Below are 21,652 nucleotides of genomic sequence, written 5' to 3'. Positions count from 1 at the left end.
CTAGTTTAAGGTCAAGGCTCCTAAAATTTCCTCGAATAAGAAAGGACCTCCGGGATATTTCGCGGTATAATCCAAATTCATCCATACTTGCCCACGCTCATCGATGTGATAATGCAATTGTTTCTTGGCGCTTTCTCTCGGGAATAGTTCGTTTTTGATTAAATAATTCACTTTTTCTAAATCTTCCATCGAGCCAATTAAGATTTCAGGATAAATGTGCCCTTTGGTGTGAATTAATCTTGGAGTGCCACCAATTGCTCTAACACAAGCTGCCATAAGAATGGAATGGTCATCACAATCGCCAGAGAAATACATCAAAGATTCTGTTGCTGTAGCAATATAATCGCCTTCTTTAGGGTCGTGAACGTAATTCCAACGCGAATTGATTTCCTTGAAAACAGCAAAACACTGAATAATGGTTCTGTAATCGCTATATCCTTTTAGATTTCGAAAGTGCTTTGTAGTAGCCATAATGGCAAAATTGCGCACTTTTGGATTTTCATATTCAATGGCGCTCAAAATCTTTGATTTATTGGGAAAGGGAAGGAGTTTGGCAATGATAATATCTTGAGGGTAAGGACTGTCAGACATAGTGTAAACCATTGAATTGTAATCTTCAACGACGCTATTAAATCCGTAATTTCCAAAAATACTCCCGTAAATAAGAACAAAAAAATAAATCAGAATGGCAATCATCATAAAGGTTCGCATTGCATTCAGAACGAAATGAATAACAATGAAGACCAACAAGAATATCAGAATTCGGTCTAAATTAAAAGGCCAATTGAAATCAATAACATTGTGATGAATAATGATGAAAACAGGGAAGGTGATGACCAAGTTCAAAAAAGATATAATAATAATGTCCCAAGGTTTCTTGACTTGAAGTTGGGTTTTTAGCTTATTTAAATCAATTTTTTTTGGGTCTATCATATCTTAAAAAAGGAGTACGATTATACCACTTTTACTATTTCAGCAAATGTACTTTTTTTATCAATAATTCCGAGTTCTAACAATTGATTTTGGACATTGTTTAACACATTTTCACTTAACTGATTTTGTGACCATTCGGTTAAAGCCAACCATTTTTCAAGGTCTTCTTCTTTTTGATGAAAACGTACTGCTAATTTTTCAATAATATTAAGTAACGATTTAAAATTTAATGTATTGGAGTTAATTACTTCAAGTATTTTTGCAATTATTTCAGGGTTTTGATTTAGAATTTCTTCTCGAACAGCAACAACAAAACAAGGCCAAGGTGTGGGACAATCAGCAATTCTCCTGAAAATTCCTTTGTCTACAAGAGGTTGTGTCATAAATCGTTCCCACATAAAGTAATCAGCAGTACCTTCGGTCAAAGCAGTGACAGCTCCATCAATCGTATTTACAATTTCAAATGTCAAGGAATTAGCGTCCCACTTTTGATTACCAGCATTGACATAGGCCATTAATTGAGAACCAGAACCTATTCTTGAAATAGCGGCTTTGGTGCCTTCAAGTTGGGCTAAGGTCTTGTATTTGGATTGGGCTGCAACGTGAATTCCCCAAATTAATGGAGTTTCAACATACACTTGAACTATTTTTGAAGGATTGCCAGCGGTAATATCTTTTACGATACCTTCGGTTAAAATAATAGCAATATCCGTACTCCCATCACGAAGCATTTGGCACATTTTACCCGTGCCTTCTGGAACATCTGTCCATTGCAAATCGATGGCTGCTTTTTTAAAATCTCCATTTTCTATGGCTAAATGCCAAGGTAAATTAAAATGTTCTGGAACACCAGCTATTCGTATTGTTGTCATTTATTTTTGATTTGGATTCAATAGTTGCCACCATTTCCAATTGATACCATCTTCAGTCGTATATTCTTCTATAAATTGCATTCCGCATTTGCTTAAGATATGATTAGAAGCACCATTTTGGGTGTGGGTGTAAGCATTCATTTCTTGTATCTTCATTTCATTAAAACCATACTCCAGCCAAAATTTTGTGGCTTCGGTGGCGTATCCTTTGTTCCAAAAGCGCTCGTCCAAGCGGTATCCGTAATCGTAAAAATTAGTATTTCCGTTTTCTATATGGTCGTTGATGAACTTAATACCTGTCCAACCGATAAATTGTCCCTCTTCTTTTAAAAAAGTAGCAAAACGACCAATTTTATTTGCTGCATATTGTTTTTGAAGCGATTCAATCACCGGATAGATTTCTGAAACATTTTGAACGGGTTTGTTCCATAAATATTTATGAACATTAGGATTGGAATCCATAATAAACATGGCTTCGGCATCGTCAAGCGTAAATGGGCGAAGAATTAATCGGTCAGTTTCGAGAAGGACATTCATGCTTGTGTTTTTAAATTTGAAATAATTATACCGTATCCATCGGGGTCAAAAAACAATTTGCCATTTTCGTTCCAATATGGATTTTTCGTTGGCCTCCTTTTTATAGCGTTTGTATTTAAACTAGAAATTATTCTATCGTAATCTTCAATGCAATTGGGATAAAAAACTAAAAAATCTTCGTCTCCAAAATTAAAAGTAATAGTTTCTTCCGATTTTGTAAATTCTAGATGCCAATTTTCATTCGATTTGCCAATAAAAATACCATCATACCCGTTGTGATTTTTAAAACATCCCAATAATTCGAAGCCTAAAATATGGATATAAAATGATTTAATCTTTTCTAAATCGTTAGTATGTCTTGCAAATCTAAATGTCATCCAAATAAATTTTATTGGGCTAGTTTATTGAGCGTATACAAAATAAGTTCGTCTACCGCTTTATAAGGATCTTGGCTAAAAGTTCCGTTCGCGCGGTTGGCAATGATGGCATTCATTGATAAGCAATGATGTCCTAGTAATTTACCGAGTCCATAAATAGCACTGGTTTCCATTTCTAGATTGGTAATGCGATGCCCTTCAAAACTAAAGGAATCCATTTTAGAATTCAATTCTGGATCTTGAATTCCTAAACGCAACACACGCCCTTGTGGTCCATAAAAACCACCAGCCGTTGCCGTAATTCCTTTATGAATTTGTTCACTTGCAATTAATTGCTCCAACTCAGTAGAACAACCAATAACATAAGGCGTTCCTTTTTTCAAATCCCAGTGGGTATGTTCGATAAAGGCTTTTTCTAAACGAGTCTCAGAAATTGAATCAATCAAATAAGAGCGAAGCATATTGTCTAATCCTAGTCCGTATTGCGCCATCACAAAATGATCTACAGGAATATCGGCTTGCAGAGAACCTGAAGTTCCAATTCTGATGATTCGTAACGCTGTTAGGGTGTCTTTTATCTTTCTGGTTTTTAAATCGATATTGACTAAAGCGTCGAGTTCATTGAGTACAATATCTATATTATCTGGACCAATTCCAGTAGAAATCACACTAATTCGCTTGCCTTTATAGGTTCCGGTTTGCGTTTTGAATTCTCTTTTTTGAACGGTAAACTCAATAGTTTCAAAGTGTTTAGTGATTTTTTCTACACGATCTTGATCACCCACAAACAGAATTGTAGTTGCAATTTGTTCTGGCTTTAAGTTAAGATGATAAACGCTACCATCTGGGTTGAGTATTAATTCGGAATCTTTTATCATAACCTATGTTTAAATTGTTTGAGCTTTAATCGTTTAATGTTGTTAAACTGAGTATTAAAACCTGCATTCTGAGGACTAAAGTACGTGCTTTTGTGTTTTTTATCTGTTAAACCGAACACTAAAAACTGCATACTGAACACTTACTATTTTACCCTCCAACTCTTTTTGTTTTAAAGCCTTTCTCTTTTAAAAGGGTCATAATTTTATCACGGTAATCCCCTTGAATGATTATCGCTCCTTCTTTGAAAGTACCGCCAACACTCAATTTTGTTTTTATTTCTTTGGCTAGAATTTTGAAATCTTCATCGGTTCCTTCGTAGCCTTCTATAATCGTGGTGGCTTTGCCTTTTCGTTTTTCGTATTTACAAATCATCGGTTCTTTTTGCACGTACAATTCGTGCGCTACTTCCTCGACAGGTTCGTCAGGAAGGGGTTGATGATCTGGAAAAAGATGCTTTAATTGGTCTTGTAAATCCATAAAATTAAACTTTTAAAAAAATCAAATTCCAAATTCCAAGTGGGTAAGCTTTGGAATTTGGAATTACTGATAGTATGTTTATCCTTTTATTTTTTGATTAAACCCAAATCCACCAAACGCTCATATAAATAATCGCCAGCAGTGATATCATCAAACAATTTAGGGTGTTGGTCATCGATACAATTTTCCAAGCAATTCAGCTTCATATCGCTAACAGGATGCATGAAAAACGGAATAGAATAACGTGAGGTTCCCCATAATTCTCTTGGTGGATTCACTACTTGATGAATGGTTGATTTCAAACGATTATTGGTGTGACGGGATAACATATCACCAACATTAATCATTAATTCGTCAGGTTGTGCCATAGCATCAATCCATTCGCCATCGTGATTTTGCACTTGCAACCCTTTTCCTTGAGCCCCCATTAATAGGGTAATCAAATTAATATCTCCGTGAGCTGCTGCACGAACTGCGCCGTCTTTTGGCTCATCTGTAATTGGAGGATAATGAATAGGTCGCAAAATGCTGTTACCATCTTTTACGTATTGGTCAAAATAAAATTCATCCAAACCAATAAACAAGGCTAATGCTCTTAATACATAAACTCCGGTTTTCTCCAACATTTGATAGGCTTCTTTTCCAACTGTATTAAAATTGGCTAATTCTGAAACTTCAACATTGGCAGGATATTCCCCAGCGTATTTTGAACCTTCGCTTACATATTGGCCAAAATGCCAAAATTCTTTCAAATCTCCAGCTGAGCGTCCTTTGGCATGTTCTTTTCCAAAAGAAATATAGCCTCTTTGTCCACCAATACCTGGAATTTCATATTTTTCTTTTACTTCGAGAGGAAGTGAAAAAAAGTTACGAACTTCGGTATACAAGTTCTCAACTAATTCGTCATTCAAAAAATGACCTTTTAATGCTACGAAGCCTATTTCTTCATAAGCGGTTCCGATTTCATTTACAAATTTTTGTTTACGTTTCGGGTCATCCGAAAGGAAATCACGCAAGTCAACACTAGGAATGTTTTGCATATTATTTGAATTTTGATAATTTAGAAGCTTTTTAAACTTCTAGTTACAAATGTAAAGAATATTTTCAATTCTGACTTTTTAAAAAATCATTTGAAAATCAAAAAATATAACAAAAATAATCAAAACTGTTATATTTTTATATCTTTGAAGCACTCATAAAAATCGAAAACCATGACTTTTGATAGAAAAGAACTTAGCAACGAACAATTAATTAGTCTCTATAAAAAAATACTACTTCCTAGACTTATTGAGGAAAAAATGTTAATCTTGATACGACAAGGTAAAGTATCCAAATGGTTTTCAGGCATTGGTCAAGAAGCTATTGCTGTAGGTATTACCGCTGCTTTAGACCAAGATGAGTATATTTTGCCAATGCACAGAAATTTAGGAGTTTTTACAGGAAGAGCTATTCCGTTACACCGATTATTTTCTCAATGGCAAGGTAAAGCAAATGGTTTTACAAAAGGTAGAGATCGTAGTTTTCACTTCGGTACCCAAGAATATAAAATTATTGGAATGATTTCGCACTTAGGCCCTCAACTGGGAGTGGCCGATGGGATTGCTTTGGCCAATACCTTAAAAAAGAATAATAAAATTACAGCTGTTTTTACAGGAGAAGGAGCGACAAGTGAAGGCGACTTTCACGAAGCTTTAAACATTGCCGCTGTGTGGGATTTACCAGTTCTTTTTGTCATTGAAAACAATGGTTATGGTCTTTCTACGCCAACTAATGAACAATACCGTTGTGAAAATCTAGCCGATAAAGGAAAAGGTTACGGAATGGAAAGCCATATTGTGGATGGTAATAATATTTTGGAAGTTTTTACTTTGATTAGTGAATTAAAAGCCTCGATGGTTGAGCGTCCTCGTCCTATTTTGCTAGAGTTTAAAACCTTTAGAATGCGAGGTCACGAAGAAGCAAGCGGTACTAAATATGTTCCTCAAGAATTGATGGATTTATGGGCAGTGAAAGACCCTGTTGCGAATTATAAAGACTTTTTACTTCAAAATGGTATTCTTACAGAAGCAGAAGATGCTGAAATCAAAGCAAAAATAAAACAGGAAATCGATACCGATTGGGCTTTGGCGAATGCCGAACCGGAAATTGAAGCTAGTTTCGACGAAGAGTTAAATGATGTTTATAAACCCTACGTTGCAGAAATTGTTGAACCTTCAGGAGCTACTGAAAATATTCGATTTATAGATGCGATTAGTCAAGGATTAAGACAATCCATGCAGCGCTTTGAAAATTCTGTTATCATGGGGCAAGATATTGCTGAATATGGTGGTGCTTTTAAAATAACCGATGGTTTTGTGGCTGAATTTGGTAAAGAACGTGTTCGGAATACGCCTATTTGCGAAAGTGCAGTTGTCTCAGCCGCTATGGGATTGTCCATTAATGGGTATAAAGCCATCATGGAAATGCAATTTGCAGATTTTGTGTCTACAGGTTTTAATCCAATAGTAAATCTTTTGGCTAAATCGCATTATCGTTGGTTGGAAAAAGCCGATGTTGTTGTCCGAATGCCTTGTGGTGGCGGAACTCAAGCTGGGCCTTTTCATTCACAAACCAACGAAGCTTGGTTTACCAAAACACCAGGTTTGAAAGTAGTGTATCCTGCTTTTCCTTATGACGCCAAAGGATTATTAAATGAATCCATTAATGACCCTAATCCGGTTTTATTTTTTGAACATAAATTATTGTACCGTTCTATCTATCAAGAGGTTCCAAAGGAGTATTACACGCTTCCTTTAGGTAAAGCAGCCGTTTTAAAAGAAGGGGAACAAATTACCATTATTGCTTTTGGAGCCACTGTTCATTGGGCATTAGAAACGTTGGATAAAAATCCACAGCTTAGTGCTGATTTGATTGATTTACGAACCTTGCAACCGTTGGATACCGAAACTATTTTTGCTTCTGTGAAGAAAACAGGAAAGGCAATTATTGTCCAAGAAGACAGTCTTTTCGGAGGAATTGCAAGTGATTTGTCCGCATTGATTATGGAAAATTGTTTTGAATATTTGGATGCGCCAGTAAAACGAGTAGCCAGTTTGGATTCGCCAATCCCATTTACTAAGGCGTTGGAAGACCAATATTTACCCAAAGGCAGATTCGAAAAAGAATTGCTGGATTTAATAGCTTATTAATAACAAAAGGGTTGCTTATATTCTGGAATATGAGCAACCTTTTTATTTTAATAAAGACAGAAACTTTTCTTTAATTAAGTTTATTTCAGCCGAATGTTCGTTTTTCTTTCTTGAAGCAAAATAGAGTTTATTTATCAAAGGATTTTTCCCTTTCCAAATTAATTGAACAGACCCGTTTTCTATCTCGTTTTTGCAAAGAAAATCAGGAACTACTGCTAAACCTGGCCCTGAACTTAAACAACGAACAATAGAATTGATATTTGGTACAATGTAATTAGGTCTAAAATCAGGATGCTTATTAAAATTTAATTGCCAAAATTTGCGAAGATGCTCCATGTCGCCAGTAGTGCCGTACCATTTTTGCTGTTTTAACCAAGTTTCGATTTCAAGCAAATTCTCATTTTTAAGTATTGCATTAAATTTATCACTGTCAGTCGAATTTCCACCAATAAGTACAATGGTTTCTTTAGAAAACTCTTGATAATCAATTCCGTTTTTAGCTACTATTTGAGGAGTTACGATAAGGTCTAAGATTCCTTTTTCTAAACTTTCTATCATCTCGGGATACAATCCAAATTGAATGATAATATTGAAAGACAAGCTAGAAACAAATTGCTCTAAAGTAATTTGAAAGGTTTCAAAACACATTCCTACGCTTATGGTTGGCGTGTTTTTTTCGGTACTTCGCTGAAACATTTTTTCTGCTTCTTCGAGTTTACTCAATGCTTCAACTATAAAATTGTAAAGTACTTTTCCTCTTTCGGTAGGAATCATTTTTCTGCCACTTCGGTCAAATAATTTATATCCTACATAATTTTCTAAAGCACTTAAGTGCAAACTTACACCAGGCTGAGATATGAATAGCACCTCTGCTGCATTCGTCAAAGTGCCTGTTTTATAAATCGCTTTAAAGGTTCGATACCATTCAAAATTCACCATAACTATTATAATTATAATACAAAGGTATAATTTATATTGTTTTTGTAATAGTTAAATACGTTCTAACTTTGCAAAGTCAAAAAATACAACTTATATCATGAAAAAAATATTTATAATCAATGGTGGACAAAAATTTGGTCATTCAGGTGGACGATTCAATGAAACTATTGCAAATGCCTCTATAGAGTTCTTCGAAAGCAATCCAAATTTTCAAGTAAAAACGACCAATATTAATGACGAGTATAATCCAAAAGAGGAAGTAGAAAAATTTGTTTGGGCTGATGTGATTATTTACCATACTCCAATATGGTGGTTTCAATTACCTCATGGTTTTAAAAAATATATAGACGTTGTTTTTACAGAAGGTCACGCTAATGGAATTTACAAAAGTGATGGTCGTTCTGCTGAAAACCCAACGATAAATTATGGAACAGGTGGTATGTTGATTGGAAAACAATATATGCTTACCACTTCATGGAACGCACCCAAAGAAGCTTTTACTTTACCAGGGGAGTTTTTTAATCAACATTCTGTAGATGAAGGGCCATTGTTTGGTTTTCATAGAATGAATGCATTCGTAGGATTACAACCAATACAAAGCATGCATTTTCACGATATTGAAAAAAATGCCAATGTTGAAAAGGACTTAGAAAAATATCAAAACCATTTGGAGCAACTATTTTTAAATTAATTATGAAAATAAATCTAACAGCAATTTTAAAAAGTAAGCCTGAGAATATTGAAGAACTTCGTCACATACTTTTGGATATGGTTGATAAGTCCAAATCAGAAAAAGCTTGTATTCAATATGAATTGCACCAAGATAGGAATGACAAGTCTCTTTTTATTTTTCATGAAGTATGGGAAAATCAAGTTGGTTTTGACCTTCATAATCAACAAAATTACATTCAATCTTTTTTTCAAAAGTCAAAATCATTACTTCAAGAAGAACCATTGTTATATTTTACCAATCGAATAGCATAAAAATTTGTGCACTCAGATAGTATGATTTAATTTTGAAAATTAATGTAAGAGAAATTAAAAATGAAACCACTTAAAGAAAAACTTCTAATTCAAGATGCTACAATAAACAAAGTGCAATATGATACAGAGTGGTTTTTCAATTTTGAGGACATAGCTTTTTACCTAAAAGAAGACCTTTCGGAGGTGGAATGGATTTATTTGCCAATGATGATAGAAGGGGAGCAAGAAATTGTAAAATGCTGTACTTTTGAAGATATTCTGAGAGGTAGAAAAGAACTATAAACAAAAAAGGAGGTACTAATTATACCTCCTTTTTGTTTTTTATCGATTATTTATTTTGGCTTTTTCTTTTATGATATCACTAATTTTTCTGTTTTCAATTTTGCTTTCAAGCCAAGAAATGATGTCCAAGTATAAGAAAGCTCTCTTTTCATAAGTGTTTTTGTCAAGTTCTACGAAACGCTCTTTCATTTTTATAAACTCTTTTTTGATATCACTTGGATAAATCGAGTTTAAGTTTTTCATAAAACGAATGATTTCTTTTTGCACTTCATGCAAATCATTCATCTTAATCAAAAATTTATAGGTGTTTTTGATTTGGTTTTCGATATAAAAATCTTTGCCAAGTTCATAATGAGCAATTAAGCATAAAAGTCTAGAAAAACACATCAAATCCTCACGCATTGATAAGTTTTTGTTGTTGATTATTTTTTCAAGATAATTAATACATTCTGCATATTTTTCATTACCAAAGTAAATAGAAGCTATTTTGTAATAAAACAACATTTCATGATGCTCATCAAGATGGTCGTTGTGAATTTTGAGTTTATTCAAAATCTCTGGAATCAAATATTCGCTTTCTACAAATGAGCCTTCGAGAATGTGATAATTGAGTTTGTTGTTATACAAATACAAAAAGGACAAGCAAGCAATATTGTCGTTGATTGGAAAACGAGGGTCTTTAATTGTTTCTTCGAGTAAAACTAAGTATTTCTTGAACTTTGATTTGTATTTGAGCATGTACAATGACTCCAAAAGATAATTGTTCCCTTTTAAGAAAAAAACGGGATTCAAATAAATCATATTGGGATTGTCATAAAACAAGGTAACCCATTTAAAGGCATATTTATAACTGGCCAAAAAGTTCTGAACCAAGAAGCTACGCCATAAATTGGCATTGTAAAACCAATATTTTTCTCTAAAACCAAATTTACTTTCATCTAATTTGGAGATATGTTTTTTGAAATAATCATCAATATACTTGTATTCAGTATCACTTTTTACATATCCCGTTTTTAGCATAATGCCATACAACTGCAAGGAAAGATTGGATAGCTTACTCGAAATGGTATTGCGATAATTCAACTCTTTGGCTTGCACCACTAATTCGTCTGCACGACCTTGTATACTTCTCGTGATGTATTGTGACTCGATTAGTTTTTCAAATTCAACAATTTCAAAAGCCATGTATTTTTCGTCATTTTCAATGGCTAAGGCTTTGGTTTTATCAAGAATTTTCAAGCTTTGTTTATACAATCCTTTGTTGTACAAAATCACCGCAAAATCAATTTGTTCACGCAATTGATAGCGAATATTTTGACTTGGAATATTTAAGCGTATGCTAACTAGGATTTGTTTGTACAAGTATGATTTCAAATTGGATAATTGCACTTTTTTAATCAATCCATTCTTTAAAATCATTTTTTCATCATAGACTTCTGATTTGTCCAAAATATTGAAAAGTTCGATGAATTTAGTATTTGAACTAGTCTCCAATCGACTGGCAAAAATTTTAAATTGACGTTTTTCAGACTTAGAAAGAGACTTAATCAATACAAATAAAAAATCTTTTTGATGGTTAGCCATTGTAAAATAATGTATATTAAACTATTGAAAATCAATTAATTAAAAACAATTAACTGCTTTTATAAAGAGTATATTTGAATATATTGGTTTTTGTGCTTGTGTAACGAAATCTATTTTTGTTTAGAGATGTGAAATTACATTAAATAAATTAAAATGAATAGAGAGAAAGTTCAAATTTTTGACACCACACTAAGAGATGGAGAGCAAGTTCCTGGATGCAAGCTAGATACCAAACAAAAGCTAGTGATTGCAAATCGTTTAGACGAAATGGGAGTTGATATAATAGAAGCTGGTTTTCCGGTTTCTAGTCCAGGTGATTTTTTATCTGTTTCTGAAATTAGCAAAATTGTAAAAAATGCAACGGTTTGTGGTTTAACTAGAGCCGTAAAAAATGATATAGATGTTGCTGCTGATGCTTTACGATATGCCAAAAAACCTAGAATTCATACAGGAATTGGTACTTCAGATTCGCATGTAATGCACAAATTGAATACGACAAGAGAAGATGTAATCGAAAGAGCTAAAGCCGCTGTTGCCCATGCAAAATCATATGTTGAAGATGTAGAGTTTTATGCTGAAGATGCTGGTCGTACTGACAATGAATTTTTGGCACGAGTCTGTGAGGAAGTCATCAAATCGGGAGCTACTGTTTTGAATATCCCAGATACAACAGGTTATTGCTTGCCAGAAGAATACGGTGCCAAAATTAAATACTTGAAAGAAAATGTAAGAGGTATTGAAAATGTAATTCTTTCTTGTCATTGTCACAACGATTTAGGAATGGCTACAGCCAATTCAATTTCTGGAGCAATAAACGGAGCCAGACAAATAGAATGTACTATCAATGGTATTGGAGAGCGCGCTGGAAACACAGCACTCGAAGAAGTGGTAATGATTTTTAAGCAACACCCGTATTTGAATTTGGATACCAATATCAATACCCGACAATTGAATGAAATGAGTCGTTTGGTTTCTGAAAGTATGGGAATGATTGTGCAACCTAACAAAGCGATAGTAGGTGCCAATGCTTTTGCTCATAGTTCAGGAATTCACCAAGATGGGGTAATTAAGAACAGAGCGACTTATGAAATTATGGACCCATTAGACGTTGGTGTCAATGAATCATCCATTATTTTGACAGCAAGAAGTGGCCGAGCTGCTTTGGCATACCGAGCAAAAAAAGTGGGTTATGAGCTAACCAAAGTACAATTGGATATTGTCTATCAAGAATTTTTAAAGTTTGCCGACATTAAAAAAGAAGTAGTTGATACCGATATTCACCAAATCATAGCCGCTTGCAAAATTGAAAGCGAGCTAGCCAGAAACTAAACCAAGACTATTAAGACCAAAAGATTATGAATTTAAAAATAGCAGTACTTTCAGGAGACGGAATAGGTCCAGAGGTAACAATGCAAGCTAAAAAAGCTTTGAACGCTATTGGTGTGGTTTACAATCACGAATTTGTTTTTGAAGACGCTTATATTGGTGCAATAGCCATAGAAAAAACAGGAAAACCACTTCCAGATCAAACTTTGAATTTGTGTAGAAACACAGATTGTATCTTATTTGGTGCAATCGGAGACCCTATATACGACAATAACCCAACTGCAAAAGTTCGTCCAGAACAGGGATTATTAAAATTAAGAAAAGAATTAGGCTTGTATGCCAATATTCGTCCAATAAAAGCTTATCCTCATTTAATGAGTTCTTCTCCTATTAAAAAAGAAGTTTTAGATGGAACTGATTTTGTAGTGTACAGAGAATTGAATGGTGGCTTATATTTTGGCAAAAAAACAACCAACGAAACCGAAACGTATGCTTCGGATTTGTGTGAATATAATGAATCTGAAATTGCAAAAATCACTCATTTGGCTTTCAAAGCTGCCCAGGCTAGACGCAAAAAAGTGACATTAGTTGACAAAGCCAATGTATTAGAAACCTCTCGTCTTTGGAGAAGAGTAGTAGCAGAAATCGCTACGGATTATCCAGATGTAGAATTGAATTTCTTGTATGTAGACAATGCAGCAATGCAAATCATTTTGAATCCAAGACAGTTTGATGTTTTATTAACGGATAATTTGTTTGGTGATATTCTATCGGATGAAGCAAGCGTTATCTCGGGTTCAATCGGGTTAATGGCATCTGCTTCTATAGGAGATTATCATTCTTTATTTGAACCCATTCACGGTTGTTATACCGAAGCCAAAGATAAAAATATTGCAAATCCAATTGCATCCATTTTATCGGTAGCTATGCTATTGGAACATTTTGGATTGTTTGAAGAAGCTAAAAAAGTAATCGCTGCGGTAGAAGCTGCCATAAGCAATCAAGTCGTCACGGTAGATTTAAAGGTAGATTCTCGATTTGGAACAAATGAAGTCGGGGATTTTATCGCGAATCACATTATGGATGCAGAAGATTTGTACTTCAAAAAAGATTTTGTACAAATTGGTCGATCAACTATAGTCTAGTTTATTGACAAAACATTAAAAATAGAGGATTCGTTGTTTTTTTATCCAAACTTTTAGTAGATTTGGACTTCAATAAAAAAAACAATGCAAAAACATAACAATACTATTACCTCTATTATTAATGTCATCGTAATTATTACGCAGGCAAGAGGAATGGTATGATAATATGTTATAAACATATATAGAAAAACCTTCCAGCTTCTTGGAAGGTTTTTTTTTACACAAATTTTTAAAAAAAATAGATATACATAAAATGGAATTAAATAAATACAGTAAAACAATTACACAAGACGAAACACAACCAGCAGCACAAGCAATGTTGTACGGAATTGGATTAACTGAAGAAGATTTAAAAAAAGCACAAGTAGGAATTGTAAGCATGGGATACGAGGGAAATACTTGTAACATGCATTTAAATGATTTAGCCAAACACGTTAAAAAAGGGGTTTGGGATGCCGATTTAGTTGGCTTAATTTTTAATACGATTGGCGTTAGTGACGGAATTTCTAACGGTACAGATGGAATGCGTTATTCATTGGTTTCTAGAGATGTGATTGCTGATTCTATCGAAACTGTAATGGGAGCGCAATGGTATGATTCTATGATTGCCATACCGGGATGTGATAAAAATATGCCAGGAGCTTTAATTGCAATGGGAAGAGTAAATAGACCAGCCATTATGGTTTATGGCGGATCAATTCATTCAGGGGAATGGAAAGGTGAGAAGCTCAATATCGTTTCTGCTTTTGAAGCTTTGGGTAAAAAATTACAAAAAACAATTTCTGAAGAAGATTTTAAAGGGGTAATTCAAAATTCTTGCCCTGGTCCAGGTGCTTGCGGTGGAATGTATACTGCCAATACTATGGCTTCAGCAATTGAGGCTTTGGGAATGAGTTTACCATACAGTTCATCTAATCCGGCTTTGAGTGAACAAAAAAGAAATGAATGTTTGGATGCTGGTAAATACATCCGATTGTTGCTCGAAAAAGACATCAAGCCAAGGGATATTATGACTCGAAAAGCGTTTGAAAATGCGATTACGATTGTAGCTGTTCTTGGAGGTTCTACCAATGCGGTAATGCATTTAATCGCAATGGCGCATTCAGTTGATATTGAAATTACCTTGAAAGATTTTCAAAATATTAGTGATAAAACACCTATGCTAGGTGATTTGAAACCAAGTGGTAAATACATGATGGAGAATCTTCATTATGCAGGAGGAGTTCCAGCAGTTTTAAAATATTTATTGAAAAACGGCTTGATTCATGGTGATTGTATCACAGTAACTGGTAAAACAGTAGCTGAAAACTTGGCGAATATTCCAGACTTAAATGATGGACAGGATGTGATTCACGAAATACAAAAAGCATTAAAACCTACAGGAAATATTCAAATTTTATATGGAAATCTTGCTGAAGAAGGTTGTGTAGCCAAAATAAGTGGTAAAGAAGGTGAATATTTTGAAGGTACAGCCGTAGTTTTTGAAAGTGAGTTTGAAGTGATTCCCGGAATAGAAGCTGGAAAAGTAAAACCAGGTAACGTAGTAGTAATTAGATACTGTGGTCCTAAAGGTGGCCCAGGTATGCCTGAGATGTTGAAACCAACATCTGCCATAATGGGAGCAGGCTTAGGAAATTCGGTAGCTTTAATTACTGATGGAAGATTCTCAGGAGGTTCTCATGGTTTCGTGGTAGGTCATATCACTCCAGAGGCTTATGATGGTGGTGGAATTGCTCTAATCGAAGAAGGAGACGTAATTAGTATTGACGCCGTCAAGAATACGATTAACCTTAAGATTTCTGATGAAGAGTTTGCAAGACGAAAAGCCAATTGGGTACAACCACCACTAAAAGTTACAAAAGGGGTGTTACTTAAATACGCTAGATCGGTCTCTAGTGCTTCAACAGGATGCGTAACCGATAAATAACTAGAAATATTTAAAAAATGAAAGCAATTTCATTTCCAAATAATAATACCAATGGTAACAAATAAAATTTCAGGCGCTGAAGCAATCATCAGATGCCTACTAGAAGAAGGTGTAGACATCGTTTATGGATATCCAGGTGGTGCCATAATGCCTGTATACGATGAATTATATAAATTTCAAGATAAGTTGCATCATGTTCTAGTGCGACACGAACAAGGAGCAACGCATGCTGCACAAGGTTATGCTAGAGCTACAGGAAAAGTTGGAGTAGCCATCGCTACTTCAGGACCAGGAGCCACTAATTTAGTCACTGGAATTGCCGATGCTCAAATCGATTCGACTCCAATGGTTTGTATTACAGGTCAGGTTGGGAAACATTTATTGGGTTCTGATGCTTTTCAAGAAACGGATATTATCGGAATTTCGACTCCTGTAACCAAATGGAATTACCAAGTTACAGAAGCTTCGGAAATTCCAGAAATCATCGCTAAAGCTTTTTATATCGCTCGTTCAGGACGTCCAGGACCAGTTTTGGTAGATATTACCAAAAACGCTCAGTTTGATGAACTTGATTTTAGTTATACTAAATGCAAAGGAGTTCGCAGTTACTTTCCAAAGCCTGTTTTGGATCACCAAAAAGTTGCTGAAGCAGCTGCATTGATTAATGGTGCTAAAAAACCTTATATCGTTTTTGGTCAGGGTGTGATTTTGGGGCAAGCCGAGGAATTATTAAAAGCGGTAATTGAAAAAACAGGAATACCAGCAGCTTGGACGATTTTAGGTCTTTCTGCTTTACCATCAGATCATCCACTAAACGTTGGTATGCTTGGTATGCACGGTAATTATGGACCAAATATTTTGACCAATGAATGCGATGTATTGATTGCCATTGGTATGCGTTTCGATGATCGTGTAACAGGTAATTTAGCCACGTACGCCAAACAAGCCAAAGTAATCCACTTTGAAATAGACCCTGCTGAAGTAGATAAAAATGTAAAAACGGATGTAGCTGTTTTAGGTGATGTAAAAGAATCGTTGGCAGCACTTTTACCTTTGGTAGAAGCTAAATCACATGAAGCTTGGCATAACGAATTCAAGGAAAAATATAAAATTGAATTAGAAAGTGTTATCAACGACGAATTAAATCCAAAAGGAGAAGGAATCTCTATGGGTGAAACTATTGAAATGATAAACAAGCATTCAAATGGCGATGCTATTATGGTTTCAGATGTTGGGCAACACCAAATGTTTACTTGTCGCTATTCTAAATTCAATCAATCAAAAAGTAATATTACTTCAGGTGGTTTAGGAACTATGGGATTTGCTTTACCTGCAGCTATCGGTGCCAAAATGGGACAGCCAGATAGAGAAGTGGTTGCCATCATTGGTGACGGCGGTTTCCAAATGACCATTCAGGAATTAGGAACTATTTTTCAAACTAGGGTTCCAGTAAAAATTGTGGTGTTAAACAATGAATTTTTAGGAATGGTAAGACAATGGCAGCAGTTGTTTTTTGACAAACGCTATGCGTCTACCGAGATGATTAACCCCAATTTTATTGCAATTGCCGAAGGGTATTATATCAAAGCCAAAAAGGTGACCAAAAGAGAGGATTTAGATGCTGCCGTAGCTGAAATGTTAGCTTCAAAAGAAGCCTATTTCTTAGAAGTAATGGTAGAAAAAGAAAATAATGTATTTCCGATGATTCCAACAGGGGCCTCAGTTTCTGATATCAGATTAAGTTAAAAGTTATGGAAAATAAAACATTCACGATTTCTGTATATTCAGAAAACAACGTAGGCTTATTGAATAGGATTTCAGGCATATTTCTGAAACGACATATAAATATTTTGAGTTTAAATGTATCCGAATCAGAGATAGAAAACGTTTCTCGATTTGTAATTGTAGTAAATACAACCGAAAAATGGGTACAAAACATCGTAGGTCAAATCGAAAAACAGATTGAAGTAATTAAGGCTTTTTACCACATCGATGAAGAGACAATTTTCTTGGAAAGCGCTATTTTCAAAATCGAATCCAGTTTACTTTTTGATGAGCGACAAATTCAAAATATAATCAAAGAAAGCAATTCACAAATTGTAACCGTTTCGAGAGACTTTTTTGTGATTTCAAAATCAGGAAAACGTTCTGAAATAGAGGAGTTGTATGCAAAGTTAAAGCCTTTTGGAATTATGCAATTTGTACGTTCAGGACGTATTTCAGTTTCAAAAACGAAAATGGAAATTTCAGCAATATTAGAGAATTTATAAAGCAATAGCATTCGAAATTACCATAACTAGAATTTCAAAACAAAACCAAATAAAACTATTAATTATAAAATTTTACATTCATTAAATATTAAAAAAATGGCAAATTATTTCAATTCATTACCACTTAGATTACAACTAGAACAATTAGGCGTTTGCGAATTCATGGACCAATCAGAATTTGCAAATGGAATAACAGCTTTGGCAGGAAAAAAAGTAGTCATTGTAGGTTGTGGAGCTCAAGGTTTAAACCAAGGTTTAAATATGAGAGATTCTGGTTTAGATATTTCTTATGCTTTACGTGCAGAGGCAATTGCTCAAAAAAGAGCTTCTTATATGAATGCTGCAGATAATGGTTTTAAAGTTGGAACCTATGAAGAATTGATTCCAAGTGCAGATTTAGTTTGTAATTTAACTCCAGATAAACAACATACTGCCGTAGTAAGTGCTATTATGCCATTGATGAAAGAAGGAGCTACTTTAGCTTACTCTCACGGTTTTAACATCGTTGAAGAAGGAATGCAAATTCGTAAAGATATTACGGTAATTATGTGTGCACCAAAATGTCCCGGATCAGAAGTTCGAGAAGAATACAAAAGAGGTTTTGGAGTGCCTACCTTAATTGCAGTACACCCAGAAAATGACCCTAATGGAGTAGGTTTAGAGCAAGCAAAAGCGTATGCAGTGGCAACAGGTGGTCACAGAGCTGGCGTATTGAAATCTTCTTTCGTTGCCGAAGTAAAATCAGATTTGATGGGAGAGCAAACCATTTTGTGTGGAATGCTACAAACGGGTTCTATTTTGTGTTTTGACAAAATGGTAGAAAAAGGAATCGAGCCAGGTTATGCTTCAAAATTGATTCAATACGGTTGGGAAACAATTACTGAAGCTTTAAAACATGGTGGAATCACTAACATGATGGATCGTTTGAACAATCCTTCTAAAATTGAAGCTTATGAATTGGCTGATGAGTTAAAAGACATTATGCGTCCTTTGTTTCAAAAACATATGGATGATATTATTTCTGGTGAGTTTTCAAAAAATATGATGATTGATTGGGCAAATGACGATATCAATCTATTATCATGGAGAGCTGCTACAGCTGAGACTAATTTTGAGAAAACAGCACCAACTGCAGCATCAATTTCAGAACAAGAGTATTTTGACAATGGTGTTTTAATGATTGCGATGGTTAAAGCAGGTGTAGAGTTGGCTTTTGAAACAATGACAGAGTCTGGAATTATCGAAGAATCTGCTTATTATGAGTCATTGCACGAATTGCCTTTGATAGCAAATACTGTAGCCAGAAAAAAATTATATGAAATGAATAGAATCATTTCTGACACGGCTGAATATGGTTGTTATTTGTTTGATCATGCGTGTAAACCTTTGTTGGTAGATTTTATGCAAGCTATTGATACAAATGTTATTGGTAAGCCATTTTCTACTTCAAATGAAGTTGACAATGCAGTATTAATTGCTGTTAATAATAGTATCCGTCAACACCCAATTGAAGAAGTGGGAGCTTGGTTACGTGAATCAATGACTGCAATGAAAAAAATAGGTTAAAAATAAAAAAGGAATTACCACACAGGGAGCGTGTGCTGAAAAACTATCTTATCGATACTCTTTTGGTTTTAGTTTGAATTAGTTATTAAATTTTAAAATTGGGCTAAACGATTTGATAAAGTCAGGTTCACTTAACTTCGTTGGGGAGTTAAGTGAATGTAATCCAGAAAATAGAATAGATTGTTAAAAATTGAGTTAAATTGTTATTTCTAAAGGCAAACTGTAAAAAGTTTGCCTTTTTTATTCTATCAAAACCTACAAAAAACAACAATTATTGTAAACATCAATCAAAGGAATTAGTATATTTGATTTTCAATAAAATCAACGAATAAAATTTAGAATTAATACCTTCGCAAAAAATTAAAAAAGATGAGTTATTTTAAAATCGAAAATTTAGAGCAATATTTTAAACACTATAATAAATCAGTTAGAGAACCTAGAAAATTCTGGGGAAAAATTGCTGAAGAAAATTTTACTTGGTATCAATATTGGGATAAAGTAGTTGATTTTAATATGGCTACCGCTGAAGTAAAATGGTTTACCGAAGCAAAAGTGAATATCACCAAAAACTGCATTGATCGTCACTTAGCCAAGCGAGGAGAAAAAAATGCCATCATCTTTGAACCTAATAATCCTGAAGAAGCAGCACAGCACATTACTTATAACGAATTGCATCAGCGAGTTTGTAAAATGGCTAATGTTTTGAGAGAACAAGGGATTTCAAAAGGAGATCGTGTTTGTATCTATTTACCGATGATTCCTGAATTGGCTGTTTCGATTTTAGCCTGTGCTAGAATTGGGGCTATTCACTCTGTTATTTTTGCAGGATTTTCTTCTTCTGCTGTAGCGTCAAGAATTAATGATAGTGAATGTAAAATGGTCATCACTTCTGACGGTGGATATAGAGGGAATAAAACCATCGATTTGAAAGGAATCATTGATGAAGCATTAGAGGCTTGTCCTACAGTACAATCAGTATTGGTTGCCAAAAGAACGGAGACAACAATTGCAATGAAAGCTGGAAGAGATCAATGGTTACAACCTCTTTTGGATCAAGCATCAGATAACAATGTAGCAGAAATAATGGATGCCGAAGATCCATTGTTCATTCTTTATACATCTGGTTCTACTGGGAAGCCAAAAGGAATGGTACATACCACCGCTGGTTATATGGTGTACACTTCATATACCTTTAAAAATGTTTTTAATCACGAAGAAAATGATATCTTTTGGTGTACCGCAGATATCGGATGGATTACGGGACATTCTTATACACTTTACGGTCCATTGTTAAATGGTGGAACAACAGTTATTTTTGAAGGAATTCCTTCTTATCCAGATTTTAGTCGTTTTTGGGAAACTATTGAAAAACATAAAATTACTCAATTCTACACTGCACCAACCGCAATTCGTTCTTTAGCCAAAGAGAGTTTAGAATATGTACAACGTTTCCCTTTGAAATCATTAAAAGTTATTGGTTCTGTTGGAGAGCCTATCAATGAAGAAGCTTGGCACTGGTTCAATGATCACGTTGGTGACAAACGTTGTCCAATTGTGGATACTTGGTGGCAAACTGAAACGGGTGGAATCATGATTGCGCCTATTTCTTTTGTAACGCCAACCAAACCAACCTATGCTACTTTGCCTTTACCAGGAATTCAGCCTGTTTTGATGGATGATAAACGCAACGAAATCGAAGGCAATCAAGTTGTTGGAAGTTTGTGTATTAAATTCCCATGGCCAGGTATAGCAAGAACAATATGGGGAGACCATCAACGCTATATTGATACTTACTTTTCATCGTTCCCAGGTAAATACTTTACCGGAGACGGTGCCTTACGTGACGAAGTTGGGTATTACAGAATCACAGGTCGTGTAGATGATGTTGTAATTGTTTCGGGGCATAATTTAGGTACCGCTCCAATCGAGGATGCTATCAACGAACATCCAGCTGTGGCTGAATCGGCTATTGTGGGATTCCCTCACGATATCAAAGGAAATGCTTTGTATGGGTATGTTATTTTGAAAGAATCTGGTGAGTCTAGAGATAGAGATAATTTGATAAAAGAAATTAATCAAATCATTACCGATCATATTGGCCCAATTGCAAAATTAGATAAAATTCAGTTTGTAACTGGTTTACCAAAAACACGCTCAGGAAAAATCATGCGTCGCATATTACGTAAGATTGCAGAAGGCGATTTTTCTAATTTTGGAGATACTACAACCTTGCTTAATCCAGAAATTGTGGATGAAATTAAAAACAATAGATTGTAATACAAATAAATACACTTTTTACAGAACTGCTTTATTTTATCGATAAAGCAGTTTTTTTATATAATAAAAGTGCACTTGTTGCTTCAGTA

General features: G+C 34.6%; 20 protein-coding genes. 11 read left to right on the top strand and 9 right to left on the bottom strand.

From position 1 onward, the window contains the following. From ACSVH9_RS08060 to ACSVH9_RS08030, 7 genes are all read right to left on the bottom strand, one after another. The gene (locus ACSVH9_RS08060) at positions 1-933 is read right to left on the bottom strand and encodes a transglutaminase (protein WP_438063276.1); all 933 of its coding nucleotides are present in this window, start codon (positions 931-933) and stop codon (positions 1-3) included. A gap of 20 nt (positions 934-953) precedes the next feature. Beyond that, positions 954-1,805, bottom strand: coding sequence for a substrate-binding domain-containing protein (locus tag ACSVH9_RS08055; RefSeq protein ID WP_438063275.1), 852 nt, complete (start codon positions 1,803-1,805; stop codon positions 954-956). Next, the gene (locus tag ACSVH9_RS08050; RefSeq protein WP_438063274.1) at positions 1,806-2,342 is read right to left on the bottom strand and encodes a GNAT family N-acetyltransferase; all 537 of its coding nucleotides are present in this window, start codon (positions 2,340-2,342) and stop codon (positions 1,806-1,808) included. It lies immediately after the preceding gene. Next, positions 2,339-2,719 carry a VOC family protein gene (locus ACSVH9_RS08045; RefSeq protein ID WP_438063273.1) on the bottom strand — a complete coding sequence of 127 codons (381 nt, stop codon included), beginning with the start codon at positions 2,717-2,719 and terminating at the stop codon, positions 2,339-2,341. Before ACSVH9_RS08045 ends, ACSVH9_RS08050 begins: the two co-directional genes overlap by 4 nt. An 11-nt stretch (positions 2,720-2,730) precedes the next feature. After that, positions 2,731-3,597: a nucleoside phosphorylase gene (locus ACSVH9_RS08040; RefSeq protein ID WP_438063272.1), complete on the bottom strand. Its 867-nt coding sequence runs from the start codon at positions 3,595-3,597 to the stop codon at positions 2,731-2,733. A 148-nt stretch (positions 3,598-3,745) separates the two neighbouring features. After that, positions 3,746-4,075, bottom strand: a complete 330-nt coding sequence (locus ACSVH9_RS08035; RefSeq protein ID WP_438063271.1) for a translation initiation factor — start codon at positions 4,073-4,075, stop codon at positions 3,746-3,748. Between the two features lie 86 nt (positions 4,076-4,161). Continuing rightward, positions 4,162-5,115: an isopenicillin N synthase family dioxygenase gene (locus ACSVH9_RS08030; protein ID WP_298294315.1), complete on the bottom strand. Its 954-nt coding sequence runs from the start codon at positions 5,113-5,115 to the stop codon at positions 4,162-4,164. A 171-nt stretch (positions 5,116-5,286) separates the two neighbouring features. On the opposite strand from ACSVH9_RS08030, the gene ACSVH9_RS08025 reads away from it, so the two are divergent. Then, positions 5,287-7,263: an alpha-ketoacid dehydrogenase subunit alpha/beta gene (locus tag ACSVH9_RS08025; protein ID WP_438063270.1), complete on the top strand. Its 1,977-nt coding sequence runs from the start codon at positions 5,287-5,289 to the stop codon at positions 7,261-7,263. Between the two features lie 42 nt (positions 7,264-7,305). On the opposite strand, the gene ACSVH9_RS08020 is transcribed toward ACSVH9_RS08025, so the two are convergent. Next, positions 7,306-8,202 (bottom strand): LysR family transcriptional regulator, encoded by an 897-nt coding sequence (locus ACSVH9_RS08020; protein ID WP_438063269.1) that lies wholly within the window; start codon positions 8,200-8,202, stop codon positions 7,306-7,308. A 97-nt stretch (positions 8,203-8,299) separates the two neighbouring features. On the opposite strand from ACSVH9_RS08020, the gene ACSVH9_RS08015 reads away from it, so the two are divergent. The 3 genes from ACSVH9_RS08015 to ACSVH9_RS08005 are packed head-to-tail and all read left to right on the top strand — an operon-like array spanning position 8,300 to position 9,468. Continuing rightward, entirely contained in the window at positions 8,300-8,893 is a 594-nt protein-coding gene (locus ACSVH9_RS08015) for an NAD(P)H-dependent oxidoreductase (protein WP_438063268.1), read from the top strand. 2 nt (positions 8,894-8,895) lie between these two features. Next, positions 8,896-9,186: a putative quinol monooxygenase gene (locus tag ACSVH9_RS08010; protein ID WP_438063267.1), complete on the top strand. Its 291-nt coding sequence runs from the start codon at positions 8,896-8,898 to the stop codon at positions 9,184-9,186. Positions 9,187-9,246: 60 nt separating this feature from the next. Then, on the top strand, positions 9,247-9,468 hold the full coding sequence (locus tag ACSVH9_RS08005; protein ID WP_438063266.1) for a hypothetical protein: 222 nt from the start codon (positions 9,247-9,249) through the stop codon (positions 9,466-9,468). 39 nt (positions 9,469-9,507) lie between these two features. On the opposite strand, the gene ACSVH9_RS08000 is transcribed toward ACSVH9_RS08005, so the two are convergent. After that, positions 9,508-11,052, bottom strand: coding sequence for a hypothetical protein (locus ACSVH9_RS08000; RefSeq protein ID WP_438063265.1), 1,545 nt, complete (start codon positions 11,050-11,052; stop codon positions 9,508-9,510). Positions 11,053-11,205: 153 nt separating this feature from the next. On the opposite strand from ACSVH9_RS08000, the gene ACSVH9_RS07995 reads away from it, so the two are divergent. The 7 genes from ACSVH9_RS07995 to acs all read left to right on the top strand — a co-directional run bounded on the left by ACSVH9_RS07995 (position 11,206) and on the right by acs (position 21,563). Continuing rightward, positions 11,206-12,381 (top strand): 2-isopropylmalate synthase, encoded by a 1,176-nt coding sequence (locus ACSVH9_RS07995; protein WP_159685454.1) that lies wholly within the window; start codon positions 11,206-11,208, stop codon positions 12,379-12,381. Positions 12,382-12,407: 26 nt separating this feature from the next. Then, positions 12,408-13,523 (top strand): 3-isopropylmalate dehydrogenase, encoded by a 1,116-nt coding sequence (leuB, locus tag ACSVH9_RS07990; RefSeq protein ID WP_438063264.1) that lies wholly within the window; start codon positions 12,408-12,410, stop codon positions 13,521-13,523. Positions 13,524-13,776: 253 nt separating this feature from the next. Then, entirely contained in the window at positions 13,777-15,450 is a 1,674-nt protein-coding gene (gene ilvD / locus ACSVH9_RS07985; RefSeq protein WP_438063263.1) for a dihydroxy-acid dehydratase, read from the top strand. A gap of 51 nt (positions 15,451-15,501) precedes the next feature. Further along, positions 15,502-17,196, top strand: coding sequence for a biosynthetic-type acetolactate synthase large subunit (gene ilvB / locus ACSVH9_RS07980; protein WP_438063262.1), 1,695 nt, complete (start codon positions 15,502-15,504; stop codon positions 17,194-17,196). A 5-nt stretch (positions 17,197-17,201) separates the two neighbouring features. Continuing rightward, positions 17,202-17,720, top strand: a complete 519-nt coding sequence (ilvN, locus tag ACSVH9_RS07975) for an acetolactate synthase small subunit (protein WP_159685444.1) — start codon at positions 17,202-17,204, stop codon at positions 17,718-17,720. A 96-nt stretch (positions 17,721-17,816) separates the two neighbouring features. After that, complete coding sequence (gene ilvC, locus ACSVH9_RS07970; RefSeq protein ID WP_438063261.1) at positions 17,817-19,286, top strand: ketol-acid reductoisomerase; 1,470 nt, start codon at positions 17,817-17,819, stop codon at positions 19,284-19,286. Between the two features lie 369 nt (positions 19,287-19,655). Continuing rightward, positions 19,656-21,563, top strand: a complete 1,908-nt coding sequence (gene acs, locus ACSVH9_RS07965; protein WP_438063260.1) for an acetate--CoA ligase — start codon at positions 19,656-19,658, stop codon at positions 21,561-21,563. Positions 21,564-21,652: the final 89 nt, after the last annotated feature.

It is taken from the genome of Flavobacterium sp. RSSB_23 (genome assembly GCF_051547145.1).
Lineage (GTDB): Bacteria > Bacteroidota > Bacteroidia > Flavobacteriales > Flavobacteriaceae > Flavobacterium.
This window is presented reverse-complemented; position numbering and strand designations above follow the sequence as displayed.

What these genes read in the sequence shown, in the direction of transcription:
- ACSVH9_RS08060 (WP_438063276.1), bottom strand. Translation starts at nt 933, where the DNA reads ATGATAGACCCAAAAAAAATTGATTTAAATAAGCTAAAAACCCAACTT.
- ACSVH9_RS08055 (WP_438063275.1), bottom strand. Translation starts at nt 1,805, where the DNA reads ATGACAACAATACGAATAGCTGGTGTTCCAGAACATTTTAATTTACCT.
- ACSVH9_RS08050 (WP_438063274.1), bottom strand. Translation starts at nt 2,342, where the DNA reads ATGAATGTCCTTCTCGAAACTGACCGATTAATTCTTCGCCCATTTACG.
- ACSVH9_RS08045 (WP_438063273.1), bottom strand. Translation starts at nt 2,719, where the DNA reads ATGACATTTAGATTTGCAAGACATACTAACGATTTAGAAAAGATTAAA.
- ACSVH9_RS08040 (WP_438063272.1), bottom strand. Translation starts at nt 3,597, where the DNA reads ATGATAAAAGATTCCGAATTAATACTCAACCCAGATGGTAGCGTTTAT.
- ACSVH9_RS08035 (WP_438063271.1), bottom strand. Translation starts at nt 4,075, where the DNA reads ATGGATTTACAAGACCAATTAAAGCATCTTTTTCCAGATCATCAACCC.
- ACSVH9_RS08030 (WP_298294315.1), bottom strand. Translation starts at nt 5,115, where the DNA reads ATGCAAAACATTCCTAGTGTTGACTTGCGTGATTTCCTTTCGGATGAC.
- ACSVH9_RS08025 (WP_438063270.1), top strand. Translation starts at nt 5,287, where the DNA reads ATGACTTTTGATAGAAAAGAACTTAGCAACGAACAATTAATTAGTCTC.
- ACSVH9_RS08020 (WP_438063269.1), bottom strand. Translation starts at nt 8,202, where the DNA reads ATGGTGAATTTTGAATGGTATCGAACCTTTAAAGCGATTTATAAAACA.
- ACSVH9_RS08015 (WP_438063268.1), top strand. Translation starts at nt 8,300, where the DNA reads ATGAAAAAAATATTTATAATCAATGGTGGACAAAAATTTGGTCATTCA.
- ACSVH9_RS08010 (WP_438063267.1), top strand. Translation starts at nt 8,896, where the DNA reads ATGAAAATAAATCTAACAGCAATTTTAAAAAGTAAGCCTGAGAATATT.
- ACSVH9_RS08005 (WP_438063266.1), top strand. Translation starts at nt 9,247, where the DNA reads ATGAAACCACTTAAAGAAAAACTTCTAATTCAAGATGCTACAATAAAC.
- ACSVH9_RS08000 (WP_438063265.1), bottom strand. Translation starts at nt 11,052, where the DNA reads ATGGCTAACCATCAAAAAGATTTTTTATTTGTATTGATTAAGTCTCTT.
- ACSVH9_RS07995 (WP_159685454.1), top strand. Translation starts at nt 11,206, where the DNA reads ATGAATAGAGAGAAAGTTCAAATTTTTGACACCACACTAAGAGATGGA.
- leuB (WP_438063264.1), top strand. Translation starts at nt 12,408, where the DNA reads ATGAATTTAAAAATAGCAGTACTTTCAGGAGACGGAATAGGTCCAGAG.
- ilvD (WP_438063263.1), top strand. Translation starts at nt 13,777, where the DNA reads ATGGAATTAAATAAATACAGTAAAACAATTACACAAGACGAAACACAA.
- ilvB (WP_438063262.1), top strand. Translation starts at nt 15,502, where the DNA reads ATGGTAACAAATAAAATTTCAGGCGCTGAAGCAATCATCAGATGCCTA.
- ilvN (WP_159685444.1), top strand. Translation starts at nt 17,202, where the DNA reads ATGGAAAATAAAACATTCACGATTTCTGTATATTCAGAAAACAACGTA.
- ilvC (WP_438063261.1), top strand. Translation starts at nt 17,817, where the DNA reads ATGGCAAATTATTTCAATTCATTACCACTTAGATTACAACTAGAACAA.
- acs (WP_438063260.1), top strand. Translation starts at nt 19,656, where the DNA reads ATGAGTTATTTTAAAATCGAAAATTTAGAGCAATATTTTAAACACTAT.